This is a genomic window from uncultured Marivita sp. (assembly GCF_947488135.1).
In the GTDB taxonomy this organism is placed as follows: domain Bacteria; phylum Pseudomonadota; class Alphaproteobacteria; order Rhodobacterales; family Rhodobacteraceae; genus Marivita.
Genome location: NZ_CANKYW010000001.1, coordinates 1,182,052 through 1,197,383 on the forward strand (window position 1 = coordinate 1,182,052; position 15,332 = coordinate 1,197,383).

Annotated in this window: 15 protein-coding genes; 7 read left to right on the forward strand and 8 right to left on the reverse strand. The window is 63.2% G+C overall.

Features of this window, described 5'->3' with window-relative positions; all coding sequences use genetic code 11:
- Nucleotides 1–25 precede the first annotated feature (25 nt).
- From Q1B16_RS05875 to ccmE, 3 genes are all read left to right on the forward strand, one after another.
- Nucleotides 26–1,258, forward strand: a complete 1,233-nt coding sequence (locus Q1B16_RS05875) for a putative DNA modification/repair radical SAM protein (RefSeq protein ID WP_299785444.1) — start codon at nt 26–28, stop codon at nt 1,256–1,258.
- Nucleotides 1,259–1,266: 8 nt separating this feature from the next.
- A complete protein-coding gene (locus Q1B16_RS05880) occupies nt 1,267–2,715 on the forward strand; it encodes a UdgX family uracil-DNA binding protein (protein ID WP_299785446.1) in 1,449 nt (482 codons plus the stop codon).
- A gap of 96 nt (nt 2,716–2,811) precedes the next feature.
- The gene (ccmE, locus tag Q1B16_RS05885; protein ID WP_299786012.1) at nt 2,812–3,261 is read left to right on the forward strand and encodes a cytochrome c maturation protein CcmE; all 450 of its coding nucleotides are present in this window, start codon (nt 2,812–2,814) and stop codon (nt 3,259–3,261) included.
- A gap of 88 nt (nt 3,262–3,349) precedes the next feature.
- Here ccmE and eno read toward each other — a convergent pair whose 3' ends face one another.
- The 6 genes from eno to Q1B16_RS05915 form a co-directional block, all read right to left on the reverse strand.
- Nucleotides 3,350–4,627, reverse strand: a complete 1,278-nt coding sequence (gene eno, locus Q1B16_RS05890; protein WP_299785448.1) for a phosphopyruvate hydratase — start codon at nt 4,625–4,627, stop codon at nt 3,350–3,352.
- A 79-nt stretch (nt 4,628–4,706) separates the two neighbouring features.
- A complete protein-coding gene (locus Q1B16_RS05895; protein ID WP_299785450.1) occupies nt 4,707–5,600 on the reverse strand; it encodes a DMT family transporter in 894 nt (297 codons plus the stop codon).
- Nucleotides 5,601–5,666: 66 nt separating this feature from the next.
- Nucleotides 5,667–6,077, reverse strand: a complete 411-nt coding sequence (locus tag Q1B16_RS05900; RefSeq protein WP_299785452.1) for a Fur family transcriptional regulator — start codon at nt 6,075–6,077, stop codon at nt 5,667–5,669.
- Nucleotides 6,078–6,152: 75 nt separating this feature from the next.
- On the reverse strand, nt 6,153–6,998 hold the full coding sequence (locus Q1B16_RS05905; protein ID WP_299785454.1) for a DMT family transporter: 846 nt from the start codon (nt 6,996–6,998) through the stop codon (nt 6,153–6,155).
- A gap of 15 nt (nt 6,999–7,013) precedes the next feature.
- Entirely contained in the window at nt 7,014–7,796 is a 783-nt protein-coding gene (locus Q1B16_RS05910; protein ID WP_299785456.1) for a DUF533 domain-containing protein, read from the reverse strand.
- A 125-nt stretch (nt 7,797–7,921) separates the two neighbouring features.
- On the reverse strand, nt 7,922–9,340 hold the full coding sequence (locus tag Q1B16_RS05915; RefSeq protein ID WP_299786014.1) for a protein adenylyltransferase SelO: 1,419 nt from the start codon (nt 9,338–9,340) through the stop codon (nt 7,922–7,924).
- 95 nt (nt 9,341–9,435) lie between these two features.
- On the opposite strand from Q1B16_RS05915, the gene Q1B16_RS05920 reads away from it, so the two are divergent.
- The gene (locus Q1B16_RS05920; RefSeq protein WP_299785458.1) at nt 9,436–9,975 is read left to right on the forward strand and encodes a CBS domain-containing protein; all 540 of its coding nucleotides are present in this window, start codon (nt 9,436–9,438) and stop codon (nt 9,973–9,975) included.
- A gap of 3 nt (nt 9,976–9,978) precedes the next feature.
- Here the strand turns inward: Q1B16_RS05920 and Q1B16_RS05925 are convergent, their stop codons facing one another.
- Nucleotides 9,979–10,425 (reverse strand): GNAT family N-acetyltransferase, encoded by a 447-nt coding sequence (locus Q1B16_RS05925; protein WP_299785460.1) that lies wholly within the window; start codon nt 10,423–10,425, stop codon nt 9,979–9,981.
- Nucleotides 10,422–11,363, reverse strand: coding sequence for a nucleoside hydrolase (locus Q1B16_RS05930; RefSeq protein ID WP_299785462.1), 942 nt, complete (start codon nt 11,361–11,363; stop codon nt 10,422–10,424). Before Q1B16_RS05930 ends, Q1B16_RS05925 begins: the two co-directional genes overlap by 4 nt.
- Nucleotides 11,364–11,578: 215 nt before the next feature.
- On the opposite strand from Q1B16_RS05930, the gene zwf reads away from it, so the two are divergent.
- Genes zwf through pgi form a run of 3 tightly spaced genes read left to right on the forward strand, consistent with a single transcriptional unit; the run spans nt 11,579 to nt 15,296 of the window.
- The gene (zwf, locus tag Q1B16_RS05935) at nt 11,579–13,033 is read left to right on the forward strand and encodes a glucose-6-phosphate dehydrogenase (protein ID WP_299785464.1); all 1,455 of its coding nucleotides are present in this window, start codon (nt 11,579–11,581) and stop codon (nt 13,031–13,033) included.
- Nucleotides 13,030–13,707, forward strand: a complete 678-nt coding sequence (pgl, locus tag Q1B16_RS05940; RefSeq protein ID WP_299785466.1) for a 6-phosphogluconolactonase — start codon at nt 13,030–13,032, stop codon at nt 13,705–13,707. The genes zwf and pgl overlap by 4 nt, the downstream gene beginning before the upstream one ends.
- Before the next feature lie 5 nt (nt 13,708–13,712).
- The gene (gene pgi / locus Q1B16_RS05945) at nt 13,713–15,296 is read left to right on the forward strand and encodes a glucose-6-phosphate isomerase (RefSeq protein ID WP_299786016.1); all 1,584 of its coding nucleotides are present in this window, start codon (nt 13,713–13,715) and stop codon (nt 15,294–15,296) included.
- Nucleotides 15,297–15,332 lie beyond the last annotated feature (36 nt).

Below are 15,332 nucleotides of genomic sequence, written 5' to 3' on the forward strand. Positions count from 1 at the left end.
GGGTGCGGAACATAATGTGAACATTATGTCCAAGCTCACTCTGCAACAGAAGCTCGCCATCCTGTCGGACGCGGCAAAATACGACGCCTCCTGCGCTTCGAGCGGGGGGCAGAAGCGCGACTCGAAAGACGGGAAAGGCATTGGATCGACCACCGGGTCGGGCATCTGCCACGCCTATGCGCCGGACGGGCGCTGCATCAGTCTCCTCAAGATCCTGATGACCAATTTCTGCATTTACGATTGCGCCTATTGCGTGAACCGCGTGAGTTCGAACGTCGAGCGGGCGCGCTTCACCCCCGAAGAGGTGGTGGAGCTGACGCTGGAATTCTATCGCCGCAACTATATCGAGGGGCTGTTCCTGTCGTCGGGCATCATCCGGTCGCCGGATGACACGATGGCCGACATGGTGCGGATCGTGAAAAGCCTGCGGGAAGAGCACGGGTTTCGCGGCTACATCCATCTCAAGACCATTCCCGACGCCTCTCCGCACCTGATCGAGGAGGCGGGCAAGTTCGCGGATCGACTGTCGATCAACATCGAATTGCCGACCGACAGTGCCGTCAAAACCTACGCGCCCGAAAAAGACCCGAACCAGATTCGACGCGCGATGGCCGATGTGCGAGTGCTCAAGGAGGCGCGGCGCGAAAAGACCTATCGCGGACGCAGCGCGCCGCGTTTTGCACCGGCAGGCCAATCGACCCAGATGATCGTGGGCGCGGACGGCGCCAACGATGCGACGATCCTGCGGACGTCGACACGGCTCTATTCGGGATATCGGTTGAAGCGGGTGTACTACTCGGCCTTTTCACCGATCCCGGATGCCTCGGCCACGCTGCCGCTGATCCAGCCGCCGCTGATGCGCGAGCATCGCCTGTACCAGGCCGACTGGCTGATGCGGTTCTACGGCTTCGATGCGGGGGAAATCACCGCCGCGCAGCCTGACGGCAACCTCGATCTCGACCTCGATCCCAAACTGGCCTGGGCGCTCGAAAATCGCGCGCTGTTCCCGGTGGACGTGAACCGGGCCGACCGCGAGATGTTGCTCCGCGTGCCCGGCTTCGGCACCCGCACTGTCGGCCGTATCCTCGCCACACGGCGGCACCGGTCGGTCCGATGGGAGGATCTCACGCGGATGGGCGCAAACCTGAAATCGGCACGCTCCTTCATCAGCCTGCCGGGGTGGCAGGCGCGGGGGCTGGACACGGCCGATCTGCGCGCGCGCTTTGCACCCCCGCCCGAGCAGCTCGCCCTGTTCTGAGCCGCGTAATGTACCGCATCACCTTGCCCGAAATCGGCACCTTCGACGCCTGGCGCGATGCCGCGCGGCGGGCGCTTGCGGCGAAGGTCCGACCGGAGGACATCCTTTGGCAACGCGGCGCAGGGGCCGCGGACCTCTTCGGCACGGAGGCGACCGAATTCCCCGATGTCGCGTCACCGGACCGCGTCACGGTGCCGAAAAGCTTTCTGTCCACTGTCCGGCTGGCGCTGTGGCACCGCGATCCGGAACGTTTTGCGCGCGCCTACGCGATGCTGTGGGCGCTGCAATCGGCGCCGCGCCTTTTCGAAGATCGCGGCGACCCTCGTGTCTCAAAGCTCAACGCGCTCGCCAAGGAGGTTGGGCGCGACAAGCACAAGATGACGGCGTTCGTGCGCTTTCGCGATACCGGAGACCGCGACGCGCCGCGCCGCCGCTTTGCCGCCTGGTTCGAGCCGTCGCATTTCATCGTGGAGCCAACGGCGCCTTTCTTCGTGAAACGATTTGGCGACATGGATTGGACAATCCACACGCCGGACCTCACGGCGGTGTTCGAAAACGGGGTGCTGCGCTTCGCGCCGGGGATTGAGAAACCGCCGTTGCCAGAGGATGCCACCGAGGAACTCTGGGGCACGTATTTCCGCAACATCTTCAATCCAGCGCGCGTCAAGTTGAAAGCGATGCAGGCGGAGATGCCGAAGAAATACTGGAAGAACATGCCCGAAACCGCGCATCTGCCGGAAATGATTGCAGGCGCGCGCGCCCGTGCCGCCGAAATGCAAGCCGCGGCTCCGACTTTGCCGCCCTTGCGCGCGTCCAGAGTCACCGCGCGCTTGTCGGAGGATCGCCGCGGTCCCGGCGAGGTTCATGGCGAAGACAGGTTGGCCGACGCGCTTGACGCCTGTCGGCGCTGCCCGCTCTGGCAGGATGCGACACAGCCCGTGCCGGGCGAGGGGCCGGTCGACGCGTCGCTGATGTTCGTGGGCGAACAACCCGGCGACCGCGAGGACCTTGAAGGGCGTCCCTTCGTCGGCCCCGCTGGCGCGGTACTGGATCGCGCGCTCGACCAGGCGGGGATTGACCGTGCGACGGTCTATCTCACGAACGCGGTCAAGCACTTCAAATTCGTGCCGCGCGGCAAGCGGCGGGTGCACCAGACGCCAAGCGCGGACGAGATCGACCATTGCCGCTGGTGGCTGGATCTCGAACGGGAACGGGTGCGCCCGGCCTTGATCGTGGCACTCGGTGCCACGGCTCTGCGCGGCCTGACGGGCAGCGGGACGGGTCTGCTCAAGCGGCGCGGCCGGATCGAGATGTCGGGCGATCAGCCCGTCTTCGTCACGATTCACCCCAGCTACCTGCTGCGCCTGCGCGACTCCGATCAGCGTCTGCGCGAGGAAGCGGCCTTTCACGCCGATCTGAGACGCGCGGCCGACCATGCCGCACATCTTGCCGCTTGAACCCGGATCAGGCGCACATGCCGCATATGTCGCGGTTTTCAGATCGCTCTCTTGCGCCTATATTATCGGCAGCCCGATGATGAGGACGCCATGGCACTGAAATCGCTCAAGAAGCAACGCCGCATTCAGGTGATCGCGCTTGCGACGGTCGCGCTGATCCTGTCGACCGCGCTGATCGGATACGGAATGCGCGATGGCATCAACTTTTTCCGCTCGCCCAGCCAGGTTATGGCCGAACCTCCCGCGCCGAACGAAGTGTTCCGCATCGGCGGTCTGGTCGAGGAAGGCTCCATCGTGCGGGGGCAGGGATCGACCGTGTCCTTCAGCGTGACCGATGGCGGCGCGACTGTGCCGGTTGTCTATTCGGGTGTGCTGCCGGACTTGTTCTCGGAGAACGAGGGTATGGTGGGAACCGGGCGCTATGTGAACGGCGTGTTCGAGGCGTCGGAAATCCTCGCCAAGCACGATGAAGAATACATGCCCGCCGAAGTGGTCGATGCGCTGAAGGAACAGGGCGTCTACAAGGAACCCGGCGCGGGCAGCTAAGTCCGGCGCGGGTCTTACCAAATACGGATAAAAAAACCGGGCGCGCAGCGCCCGGCCTGTCGGATTTTCCGAAGGAAAATTCGAACCTCTACCCGCGCAGGATCGACCGTCCTGCGTACTCAGCCGTTTCGGCCAGCATTTCCTCAATGCGGATCAGCTGGTTGTACTTGGCCAACCGGTCAGACCGCGCGAGCGATCCGGTCTTGATCTGCCCGCAATTTGTGGCCACGGCAAGGTCCGCAATGGTGGCGTCCTCGGTCTCGCCGGAACGGTGCGACATCACGTTGGTATAGCGGGCCCGGTGCGCCATATCGACGGCCTTGAGCGTTTCGGTCAGAGTGCCGATCTGGTTCACCTTGACCAGCATGGAGTTGGCGCAGCCGCGTGCGATGCCGTCGGCAAGGCGGGCGGGATTGGTGACGAAAAGATCGTCGCCCACAAGCTGCACCTTATCGCCAAGCACTTCGGTCAGCATGGCCCAGCCGTCCCAATCGTCTTCGGACATGCCGTCTTCGATGGACAGGATCGGATAATCGTTCACCAGCGCCTGAAGATAGGCCACGTTTTCGTCCGAGGTCAGTGTTTTGCCTTCGCCGGCATAAACGTAGTTGCCGTCCTTGAAATACTCCGTCGCCGCGCAATCGAGGGCGAGCATGATATCGTCACCCGGGGTGTATCCGGCCTTTTCGATGGATTTCAGGATGAAATCGAGCGCCTCGCGGGTCGATCCCAGTTCGGGTGCGAAGCCGCCTTCGTCGCCCAGCCCGGTGGACAGGCCCTTGGCGGACAGTTCTTTCTTCAACGTATGGAACACTTCCGATCCCATGCGCACCGCGTCGCGGATGTTTTCCGCCGCAACCGGCATGATCATGAATTCCTGAATGTCGATCGGGTTGTCGGCATGTTCGCCGCCATTGATGATGTTCATCATCGGAACCGGCAGCAGACGCGCCGAGGTGCCACCGACGTAGCGGAAGAGCGGTTGCGCGGTGAAATCCGCAGCGGCTTTCGCGACGGCAAGGCTGACACCCAGAATGGCATTTGCCCCCAGACGGCCCTTGTTGTCGGTGCCGTCAAGTTCGATCATCGTCATATCGATGCCGACCTGTTCGGTCGCGTCGAGCCCCACGATTTCGTCCGCGATCTCGCCGTTCACGGCGGCCACCGCTTCGAGCACACCCTTGCCCATATAGCGGCTCTTGTCGCCGTCGCGCTTTTCGACGGCTTCGTAAGCGCCGGTGGAGGCACCCGACGGCACGGCCGCGCGCCCGATGGTGCCGTCTTCAAGGGTGACGTCGACCTCGACCGTCGGGTTGCCCCGGCTGTCGAGGATTTCGCGGGCGTGGATGTCGATGATGATGCTCATTGCGCTCTGGTCCTGATGCAGCTGCGATTTGAGGGCGGTATAGCAGGGACGGACGTAAAGTAAACTGGGACTGATAGCGCTAACGCGCCGCTTGGGTCCGAAGCTTGTCTTGTTCGAGCGCCAGTTTCCGTTCCCGGTAGAGCGCGTAGAGCCCGGCGGCCAGAATGATCCCGGCGCCCAGCAGGGTCAGCCCGTCGGGGCGTTCACCGAACACGAGGATGCCGAGGCTCATGGTGAAGATCAGCCGCGTGTAGCGGAAGGGCGACACAATAGCGGCTGGCGCCATCCGCATGGCTTGCGTCACGGCGTAATAGCCCAGGGCAGTCACGATGATCCCGGCCGCCATGTGCCAGGCCGAGGTGGGCGTGAGGTCCGCAGGCGCGTCAGTCAAAAGCATCAACGCAAGGCCGATCGGGACGGTCGCCGAAAATCCCCATGTGGCAAGCGAGATCGACGGGATATGCGACGGCGCAAGCCGGGTGATCAGATCGCGCAGGCCCAGCCCGCATACACCCATCACTGCAAAGAGCGCGGCCGGCTCGAACCCCTCGGCGCCGGGACGGATCACCAGCAGCATCCCGACGATGCCAACGAAGATCGCGATCCAGCGGCGCGGTCCGACGGGTTCCTTGAGGAACAGCGCCGCACCCAGCGTGACCACCAAAGGTGCCATCTGCATGATTGCGGCGAAGAGCGACAGGGGAATGACCCCGATGGACAAAACAAGGCCCAGCCCGCCAATGATCTCGAGCCCGCTGCGGGCCAAAACCCACGGGTGCAGCGCATCGCGGCTGATCAGCTTGGCCCGCTGCCATTTGGCGATCAGCACGAAGCAGAGTGTGCCGCCCGCGCTGAGATAGAACATGACATGCCCCGGCGACAGGCTGCGCGACGACAGCTTGATGAACATATCGCTGAGCGCGAGCAGCGCCATGGCGAGGATCATCAGAAGAATGGCACGGACAACAAGCATGTGGCGGGAGCTACGCCTCTTTGCGGGCAGAGGCCAGACCGATTGCACCCTGCGAGGCGGGGCCGCTTATTTCTTGATCGGGACGCCGTACAGCTCGAGCTTGTGCCCCTTGAGCCGGTAGCCGAGCTTTGCCGCGATCTTTTCCTGAAGCGCCTCGATCTCGGGGTCGACAAATTCGATCACGGTGCCGGTGGTCAGGTCGATCAGGTGATCGTGGTGATCGCGTTCCGCGTCCTCGTACCGCGCGCGGCCATCGCCGAAATCGACCTTTTCGAGGATCCCGGCCTCTTCGAACAGTTTGACCGTCCTGTAGACCGTGGCGATGGAGATATTGGGATCGCGGCCTGACGCACGGGCATAGAGTTCTTCCACGTCCGGGTGATCGTCGGCGTCCTCCAGAACCTGTGCGATCGTGCGCCGCTGTTCGGTCAGGCGCAGGCCCTGCGCTTCACAACGGGAAAGGATGGTTTCAGACATCGCCGGGCCTCGTCACTTGGTGCGGCTTGGTTTAGCCAAAGCCGTCGGGCAATGCCATAAGAGCCGCCCGAAAAATTATGTCCGGCGGCGCAGGTGCACAAGATAGATCGCCAGTGACAGGATCACGATGGCGCCGCCGATCAGCATGGTCGCGGATGGCGTTTCGCCGATCACCGCCCACACCCATACCGGCCCCAGTACGGTTTCCAGCAGCAGCACAAGGCTGACATTCACCGACGCCGTGTGACGCGAGGCTTCGGACATGAGGTAGAATGAGAGCGGCAGAACGATAAAGCTTGCCGTGGCGATGGCCCAGGTGGTGCCTGACGTCATGGCAGTGGGTGAGGTGAGGCCGACCGCAGTGATCCCCGCAGGAAGCGATCCGGTGCCGACCGCCGTCAGGAGCGGCATCTCGGGGTTGTGGCGCAGCAGGGTGAAGCTGAGCGCGAGGCTCAGCGCGACGCCAAGCCCGCAGAGCACGCCGATGACGGATGTCGTCGTGACCGCGACATCACTCTTGCCCGTTGTGGCGAGGATGATGCCCACGCTGACCGCCCCTATGGTGAACCATGTCGCCGGGCGGGTGGGCTGGCCATACAGAACGCGTGAAAGGACCGCCGCCCAGATCGGCACCGTTGCGACCGCGATCAGGACAAGGGCGACCGGTGCCAAGGCAATCGCTGGCGCAAAGAGCGACGCGTTTGCCCATTGTGCCAGAACAAGCCCTATACCGGCGGACGAGGCCAGACGCGGGAAAAGGCGCATCTGCCCGGTCAGAACGGCTGCGATCAGGAACAGCGATCCCATCGCCAGACCGCGCCACGCCACAAGCGGCGCGGCCTCCAGCCCCGACAAACGGATCAGAAGCGCGTCCGGGGTGAGGATGAGCACACCCAGACACGCCAGCAAAATGCCCTTCATAAAGCGGTCTCGGTATCAGCTATAGAGCGGCTGAACCCCCATCTGCATGTGCAGCGCGTTGACCGTGGGCTGATCGAGCCCCATCGCCGTGGCGAGTTCATGCAGGTACTGCGCCTCCGCCTGGGAATCGAGCCGGATGGTCATGAGAGAGGCCCCGTAGACCTGCGTGCGCAGTGCGGCAGGCGTGTCCTTGGCCAGAGCTTCGACGTCAATGGGCGCCGCGAGCTGTTCCTGCACGAAGGCGATGTCTTCGGCGTCGGCATCCTCGCCCACGGTTTCGAGGATCTTGGCGCGTTCCGCCTCGTCGATGCCGCCATCGGCTTTGGCGGTCTGGATCATCGCGCGCAGCATGAGAGCGGCGGTTTCTTCGGCCTGCGGTGCGGCGGCACCGGATTTCGCGAACTGGTCCATGAGACCCCCCATGTTCTTGCCGCCCGTCGCCGCCATGCCTCCGGCCGCCGCAAGGATACCGGCAAGGCCCGCACCGCCGCTGCCAGCCATCTGGGACAGCAGCCCGCCCTTGTCACCGGCCGGAGCACCCGCGCCGCCACCCATCAGAGACGACAGGTCGAGCCCCCCGGATTGCAGCTTGTCCATGATGCCGGCCAGCGGATTGTCACCGCTTCCGCCGCCCATCATCTGCCCGAACTGCGCCTGCATCTTGGCCATCGGGTTGTCCCCGGGAACCTGCGCTCCGCCCATGAGGCCACCCAGCCCCTTGCCGCCCGAAAGCGAATCGACACCGCGGGCAGCTGCGTATCCGATGGCCACTTTGGCCAGTGTTCCCATGAGACTCATATCCGTACTCCGATGTTGTTCGGGGTCAGGATGGCAGATTCGCCGTGCTCTGGCGACAGTTGTGGCCCGGGAGTGCAGGGACCCCGGATCGGTTCACGCACCGGGGCATGATCGTGAGCCGGATTTCAGGTGCCGCAGAACGTCGCCTGAACGACCTCGGTCGGCAGGGGACCACGCCGCAGGTCTTCGTAGTCGGGCGCGTCCTCGTAAGGGGCCGCATAGGCAGCATTAAGCCTGTGAAAGAGACTGTCATCGCCGTTTACAGCGGCTTGGATCATCTCTTCGATCCGGTGGTTGCGCGGGATCAGCACCGGGTTCGCGGCGCGCATGGCGCCTTCGGGATCGTCTTCCCCGTCGATCCGCGCGGTCCAGGTTTCGGTCCACTGGTCGAAACCCGTGGGGTCGGCAAACAGGTCGCGCGCGGTGCCGTCGACGAGACCCCGGAAAGTGTTGGTGAAATCGGTCTCCGAATCCTCCATCAGCGCCAGCAGGTTGGTAATCAGCGTCGCGTCTTCCGGCACCGCCTGCGCGATCCCGATCTTCTTGCCGAACCGCGACAGCCATTCGGCGCGGATCATCTCTGGCATGGCGTGGATTTTCGCGGTGAACGCCTCGACCGAGGCTTCGGGGTCGGGCATCAGCGACAGGAGTGCCGTGGCCAGTTGAGCCATGTTCCAGACGATGATATCGGCCTGTGCCGCGTAGCCATAGCGCCCGAAGCGGTCGATGGAGGAAAAGACCGTCGCCGGGTGGTAACTGTCCATGAAGGCACAGGGGCCATAGTCGATGGTTTCGCCCGAAATGCTGCAATTGTCGGTGTTCATCACGCCGTGGATGAAACCAAGGCTGAGCCATTGTGCGACCAGCGCCGCCTGTCTGCGCATCACCGCATCGAGGAAGGTCGCGGGATCGGTTGCTTCAGGGTAGTGCCGCGCGACGGCATAGTCGAACAGGGTCTGCAAAGACGCGATGTCGCCACGGGCGGCAAATACCTGAAACGTGCCCACACGCAGGTGGCTTTGGGCGACGCGGGTGAGCACCGCGCCGGGCAGGGGGCGTTCGCGGACAACTCGTTCCCCGGTGCGCACGGCGGCCAGCGCGCGGGTGGTCGGCACGCCCAGAGCGTGCATCGCTTCGCTGACCACGTATTCGCGCAGCACCGGACCCAGCCAGGCGCGCCCGTCGCCCATCCGGGAATAGGGCGTCCGGCCCGAGCCTTTGAGCTGGATATCCCTGCGGATGCCGTCCTTGCCGACCGTTTCCCCCAAAAGGACCGCGCGGCCATCGCCAAGCTGCGGGTTGTACTGGCCGAACTGATGCCCGGCATAAAGCTGCGCCAGCGGCGACGCGCCGTCAGGCACCGCGTTGCCCGCAAATATCGCGGCAAGCATCGGGTCGTCCAACCCGTCAATGCCGAGCTCACGCGCCAAAGGTTCATTGATCGCGATGAGCGACGGGTCTTTCACCGGTTCCGGCTCGACGCGGGAATAAAAGCTGTCGGGCAGGGCGGCGTAACTGTTGTCGAAGGGAATATGCAGGGTCATGCCCGAGATATAGGACCGCTTGTCGCGCGCCACCAGTGGCTTGCCTTTATGAGATCGGCGCTAGGCTCAATAGAAAGGTAAAAAGGAGTTACGGTATGGCTGCATCGAATACGTACGGGATGAAACTCAAGGATCGTCCGGAATTCTCATCGAAACCGAAACCGTTGTGTTTCCCGCCCACCGCCACGGTCGCAGAGGCCGTGACCGAGATGAGCGCCAAGAATTTCGGATCGGTCGTCGTGGTGGATGCGGATCAGAAGGTGATCGGCATCGCGACGGAACGCGACGTGATGAAAAAGTTGGTGGCGGCGGGCAAGGATGCCCAGAAGACCACGCTGGAAGAGATCATGACCAAGGATCCCCGGCTTGCACGCGAGACCGATGACGTGGTCGACTGGCTACGCATCATGTCGAACGAACGCTTCCGTCGCCTGCCTGTCGTGGACGCAGAGGGGCGTATCCAGGTGATCTTCACGCAGGGCGATTTCGTCAGCTACACATGGCCGGACCTGATCTACCAGGCCAAGGAACTCGCCAAGGCCAGCGTCGGGCGCAATTACCCGGTTTGGCTGATCGGTGGGGGCATCATGCTCTATTCGCTGCTGATGATCATTGTCGTGTCGTCGATCGGCTGACGCTCAAAGCTCGCGTGACATATAGGCATAGCCCTCGCGGGTGAAGAACTTGGCCCGTTCGTAGAAGCGCTTGAGGGTTTCGTTGCCGAGGTCGGCTTCGAGGTGCAACGCCTTGATGCCGCCATCCTTGAGCGCCTTCGCCAGACCGTTGAGCGCGTCCGATCCCATGCCGCGTTTGCGGACAGCGTTGCGTACGAACAATTCGTCCACGATGGCGTCCAAACCGCCGTATTCCACCGACCAGCCGAAGGATACGACCACATAACCCACCGGCGCGCGGCGCGGGCCGATCAGCCAGACAGCACCGTGCGGGCTGCCTTCAAGCAGCGGCAGGATGGCATCGTGTTGATGCTCCGGCGTGGTGTTGAACTGCTGATGCTCGTGGAACGCGGCGACCAGGGGCAGGAGCTTTGGCAGGTCTTCGGGTGTGGCGAGATGAAGGGATCTCATAGCCGGGCCAGCCTTTCCGTAAGAAGAGCGAAGAACCCGTCGGAGTCGATGTCGCCCATGAAGGTTGCATTGGCGGGTCTGTCGGTGACGCCCCACCAGTCGGCGACCGTCATGCCCAGCGTCAGATCAGACCCGGTTTCGATCTCCACATTGATGTGCCGTCCGGTGAACAGGTCCGGGCGGATCAGGTAGGCGGTGACGCAGGGATCGTGCAAAGGCGCGCCCGCGCTGCCGTATTTTTCCTTGTCGAACCGTTCGAAGAAATCGGTCATTTGCGCCACTGCGACGCCGACGGGCGTTCCAAGCGCCCGGAAGGCGTTGTTGCGCGGCTCCGTCACCAACGCCTTGTGCGTCACGTCGAGCGGCATGATTGTGATCGGCGCGCCGCAGGCGAACACGATCTTGGCCGCTTCGGGATCGACATAGATGTTGAACTCTGCCGCCGGAGTGATGTTGCCCACTTCGAAATAGGCACCGCCCATGAGGACGATCTCTTGAATGCGGTTCGCGATGTCGGGCGCGCGTTGCAGCGCCACGGCGATGTTGGTGAGCGGGCCCAGCGGGCAGAGCGTCACCGTTCCCGCGGGTTCGGTGCGCAGCGTGTCGATGATGAAGTCGACCGCATGCTGGTCCTGGAGCGGCATCGTCGGGTCGGGTAGGGACGGTCCGTCGAGGCCGGTCTTGCCATGCACATGCTCTGCCGTGACCAGCTTGCGCGCGATCGGCGCGTCGCATCCCGCGAAGACCTTGGTGTCCGGTTTGCCCGCCAGCTCGCACACGATCCGCGCGTTCTTTTCCGTGAGAGGCAGAGGCACATTGCCCGCGACCGCCGTGATACCCAGGACCTCCAGATCTTCGGGAGAGGCGAGTGCGAGAAGGATCGCGACCGCGTCGTCCTGGCCGGGATCGGTGTCGATGATGATTTTGCGCGGTGGCATCCGTGTCTCCTTAATTGGCGCGGTGGTGACATGCAGGTGCCGCAGGTTCAAGCGCGATGATTGTGGCACGCGGCGCTTTGCCTGCCGGTCCTGTAACCCGATTGCAGCCGCCTGTTTGGGTGGTAGGATGCGCCCATTCGTTGCGAAATAAGTTTACATCTGCTTCGTTAGCGCTAACAAGGCCCGGAGCGAAGCAGAATCGGAAGGACCGCGCCATGGTGTCTCGCGTTATTCCCGTTGATCCGTTTGACCTGGTGATCTTTGGTGGCACGGGCGATCTTGCCCGTCGCAAGATTTTGCCCGGCCTGTTCCGGCGCTTTTGCGCGGGGCAGATGCCAGAAGGCTCCCAGATCATCGGTGCGGCACGATCCGAGATGGGCGACGCCGAGTATCGGGAGATGGTCACGGACTCCATCGCGGAATTCGGCGGCATGCATGCGGGTGAGCCCGAAACACTCGATGCGTTTTTGAAGACGGTGCATTATGTCACGACGGACGCGAAGGGCGATGGCGGCTGGAAAGAACTGAATGGCAAGATGCGCGAAAACCGCGTGCGTGCCTTCTATTTCTCCGTCAGCCCTTCGCTTTTCGGCGATCTGGCGGAGCGACTTCACCGGTTCGGCCTCGCCACGCCGGACAGCCGTATCGTGGTGGAAAAGCCGTTTGGGCACGATCTCGAAAGCGCCAAAGCCCTGAACGCGACGCTTGCCAAGCATTTCGACGAAACGCAGATCTACCGGATCGATCACTATCTTGGCAAAGAGACCGTTCAGAACCTGATGGCCGTCCGCTTTGGCAACATGCTGTTCGAGCCGCTCTGGAACGCGCAATATGTCGATCACATTCAGATCACGGTTGCCGAAACCGTGGGTGTCGGTGGGCGCGGGGGCTATTACGACAAGTCCGGCGCGATGCGGGACATGGTCCAGAACCACCTGATGCAGCTTCTCTGTCTCATCGCGATGGAACCACCGGCAAAGTTCGATCCCGACGCGGTGCGCGACGAGAAACTCAAGGTGATCCGCGCGCTCGAGCCTGTGGATTGGCACCATATCGTCCGTGGTCAATACGATGCCGACGAGGACGGCCCAAGCTACCGCGAGGATGTGGAAGACCCCAAGTCCCGCACCGAAAGCTTCATCGCCATGAAGTGCCACATCTCGAACTGGCGCTGGGCGGGAACGCCGTTCTATCTGCGCACCGGCAAGCGGCTCAAGGCGCGCGCGTCGGAAATCGCGGTCGTGTTCAAGGACGCGCCCCATTCGATTTTCGGCGCGGATGCCGGGCGGCACCGCAACGTTCTCGCGATCCGGTTGCAGCCCAACGAAGGCATGACACTCGACGTGACGATCAAGGAGCCTGGGCCGGGAGGCATGCGCCTTCTGGACGTGCCGCTCGACATGAGTTTTGCCGAGGCGCTGGGCCCCGACGCCGAAGAAGCGCCCGATGCCTACGAGCGCCTAATCATGGATGTGATCCGCGGCAACCAGACGCTTTTCATGCGTGGTGACGAGGTTGAGGCGGCATGGGCGTGGACGGATCCATTGATCGAAGGCTGGCAAGCGCGCAATGATGTGCCCAAACTCTACGATCCCGGCAGCTCAGGCCCCGAAGACGCGCTGATGCTGATGCACCGGGACGGACGGAAATGGCGAGAGGTGAAAGCATGACATATGATTTGCAGACCTATCCCGACCGCGAACTGCTCGCGATGGACCTGGCCAACAAGCTGGCGGGCGATCTGCGTACCATCCTGACCCATGAGGACCGCGTTGTTCTGGCCGTGCCTGGCGGCACGTCGCCCGGACCGGTGTTCGACGATCTCTGCGCCGCCGATCTGGATTGGAGCCGGGTCGACGTGATGCTGACCGATGAACGCTGGGTTCCCGAAGACAGCGACAGATCCAACACGCGTCTGCTGCGCGAACGGCTTTTGGTGGACCGGGCAGCGAAGGCGCGACTGCTCCCGCTCTATGTTCCGGCGCACGAACCCGAAGAGGTGCTCGCCGAGCTTGAATCGCAAATCGTGGACGAATTGCCTTTGGCCGTGGTCCTTCTGGGCATGGGCACCGACCTGCACACCGCGTCGATTTTTCCGGGCGCGGATCAGTTGGACAAGGCGCTCGATCCACATGCGCCGATCCTGGTGCCGATGCGCGCACCGGGCGCGCCGGAACCACGCATCACGCTCAGCGCGCGGGTGCTCAATGAAGCGATGCGCAAGCATGTTCTGATCTTCGGACACGAAAAGCGGGACGCGCTCGAAAAGGCGAAGGGCATGTTGCCCGAAGATGCGCCGATCAATGCCGTTATCGACGGCGCAACGGTCCATTGGGCGGAGTGATGACGATGTGGGACGCCTTGAAATCCGCCGCTGAGGCCGGCCGCGACCGGTCGATCCTTGGTCTCTTTGACAGCGATCCCGACCGCGCCGAGGCGTTCAGCCTGAGCGCGTTGGACCTGCTTTTCGATTACTCGAAAACCCAGATCGACGCGACCACCCGCGACGTGCTGATTGACCTTGCCAAGGCCGCAGAGGTCGAAGCCCGACGCGACGCGATGTTCTCTGGGGCCAGGATCAACGAAACCGAAGGCCGCGCGGTGCTGCACACGGCGCTGCGCAATTTGGATGGCGACGCGGTGCTGGTCGATGGGCAGGACGTGATGCCCGAGGTTCTGGCAACATTGGCGCGCATGGAGAGTATTGCGAAGGATGTGCGCGCGTCCGACATCACGGATGTCGTGAATATCGGCATCGGCGGCTCAGATTTGGGTCCGGCGATGGCCTATCTTGCCCTGTCGCCCTATCGCGACGGGCCGCGCTGCCATTACGTGTCCAACGTCGATGCGGCGGATATTGCGGACACGCTACGCGGGCTCGATCCGAAGAAGACGCTGTTCATCGTCGCCTCCAAAACCTTCACCACCATTGAAACCATGACCAATGCCCGCACGGCGCGCGCGTGGTTGAAGGAACACGGCGTCAGCACCAATGGGCGCTTCATCGCGCTGTCGTCGAACGCCGAGGCCGCCGCCGAGTGGGGCATCCCGTCCGAGCGCGTGCTGGGCTTCGAGGATTGGGTCGGTGGCCGCTATTCCATGTGGGGGCCGATTGGCCTGTCGTTGATGATCGCCATCGGACCGGACGGCTTCAAGGCGTTTCTGCGCGGAGGGCAGGCGATGGACCTGCACTTCCGGTCGGCCGCTCTGCACGAGAACATGCCGGTTCTGCTGGCGCTGGTCGGTGTCTGGCACAATCAGGGCTTGGGCCACGCGACCCGCGCGGTGCTGCCCTATGACAACCGGCTGTCGCGGCTGCCCGCCTATCTCCAGCAGCTGGAAATGGAGAGCAATGGCAAGTCGGTGGCGATGGATGGCGCGACCCTGCCGGTCAATTCCGGACCCGTGGTCTGGGGCGAGCCGGGCACGAATGGCCAGCACGCCTTTTATCAGTTGATTCACCAAGGCACACGGGTGGTTCCCTGCGAATTCATGGTTGCCGCCGAAGGGCACGAGCCCGACCTGCGCCACCACCACGAACTGCTGATCGCCAATTGCCTCGCGCAGTCCGAGGCGCTGATGCGCGGACGCTCGCTGGACGAGGCGCGCACGATCATGGCGAAGAAGGGCCTGACCGGCGACGAATTGGAACGCCAGGCGCGGCACAGGGTCTTTCCGGGCAACCGGCCCTCGACCACGCTGATGATGCCGAAGCTGACGCCAGAGGTGTTGGGCCAGATCATCGCGCTCTACGAACACCGGGTCTTCGTGGAGGGCGTGATCCTTGGCATCAACTCCTTCGACCAATGGGGCGTGGAGCTTGGCAAGGAACTGGCCACATCGCTCGGACCGTTGGTCAGCGGTGATGCACCGGCCGACGGCAAGGATGGCAGCACGCAGGCCCTTCTGGGATACGTAAAACGCTATTCGTAACGCGGGAAAGGGGTTTCGAAACCCCTTTCGGCGCGG

Coding starts and splice junctions, on each gene's coding strand:
- Q1B16_RS05875 (WP_299785444.1), top strand. CDS start 26: ATGTCCAAGCTCACTCTGCAACAGAAGCTCGCCATCCTGTCGGACGCG.
- Q1B16_RS05880 (WP_299785446.1), top strand. CDS start 1,267: ATGTACCGCATCACCTTGCCCGAAATCGGCACCTTCGACGCCTGGCGC.
- eno (WP_299785448.1), bottom strand. CDS start 4,627: ATGAGCATCATCATCGACATCCACGCCCGCGAAATCCTCGACAGCCGG.
- Q1B16_RS05895 (WP_299785450.1), bottom strand. CDS start 5,600: ATGCTTGTTGTCCGTGCCATTCTTCTGATGATCCTCGCCATGGCGCTG.
- Q1B16_RS05900 (WP_299785452.1), bottom strand. CDS start 6,077: ATGTCTGAAACCATCCTTTCCCGTTGTGAAGCGCAGGGCCTGCGCCTG.
- Q1B16_RS05905 (WP_299785454.1), bottom strand. CDS start 6,998: ATGAAGGGCATTTTGCTGGCGTGTCTGGGTGTGCTCATCCTCACCCCG.
- Q1B16_RS05910 (WP_299785456.1), bottom strand. CDS start 7,796: ATGAGTCTCATGGGAACACTGGCCAAAGTGGCCATCGGATACGCAGCT.
- Q1B16_RS05915 (WP_299786014.1), bottom strand. CDS start 9,340: ATGACCCTGCATATTCCCTTCGACAACAGTTACGCCGCCCTGCCCGAC.
- Q1B16_RS05920 (WP_299785458.1), top strand. CDS start 9,436: ATGGCTGCATCGAATACGTACGGGATGAAACTCAAGGATCGTCCGGAA.
- Q1B16_RS05925 (WP_299785460.1), bottom strand. CDS start 10,425: ATGAGATCCCTTCATCTCGCCACACCCGAAGACCTGCCAAAGCTCCTG.
- Q1B16_RS05930 (WP_299785462.1), bottom strand. CDS start 11,363: ATGCCACCGCGCAAAATCATCATCGACACCGATCCCGGCCAGGACGAC.
- zwf (WP_299785464.1), top strand. CDS start 11,579: ATGGTGTCTCGCGTTATTCCCGTTGATCCGTTTGACCTGGTGATCTTT.
- pgl (WP_299785466.1), top strand. CDS start 13,030: ATGACATATGATTTGCAGACCTATCCCGACCGCGAACTGCTCGCGATG.
- pgi (WP_299786016.1), top strand. CDS start 13,713: ATGTGGGACGCCTTGAAATCCGCCGCTGAGGCCGGCCGCGACCGGTCG.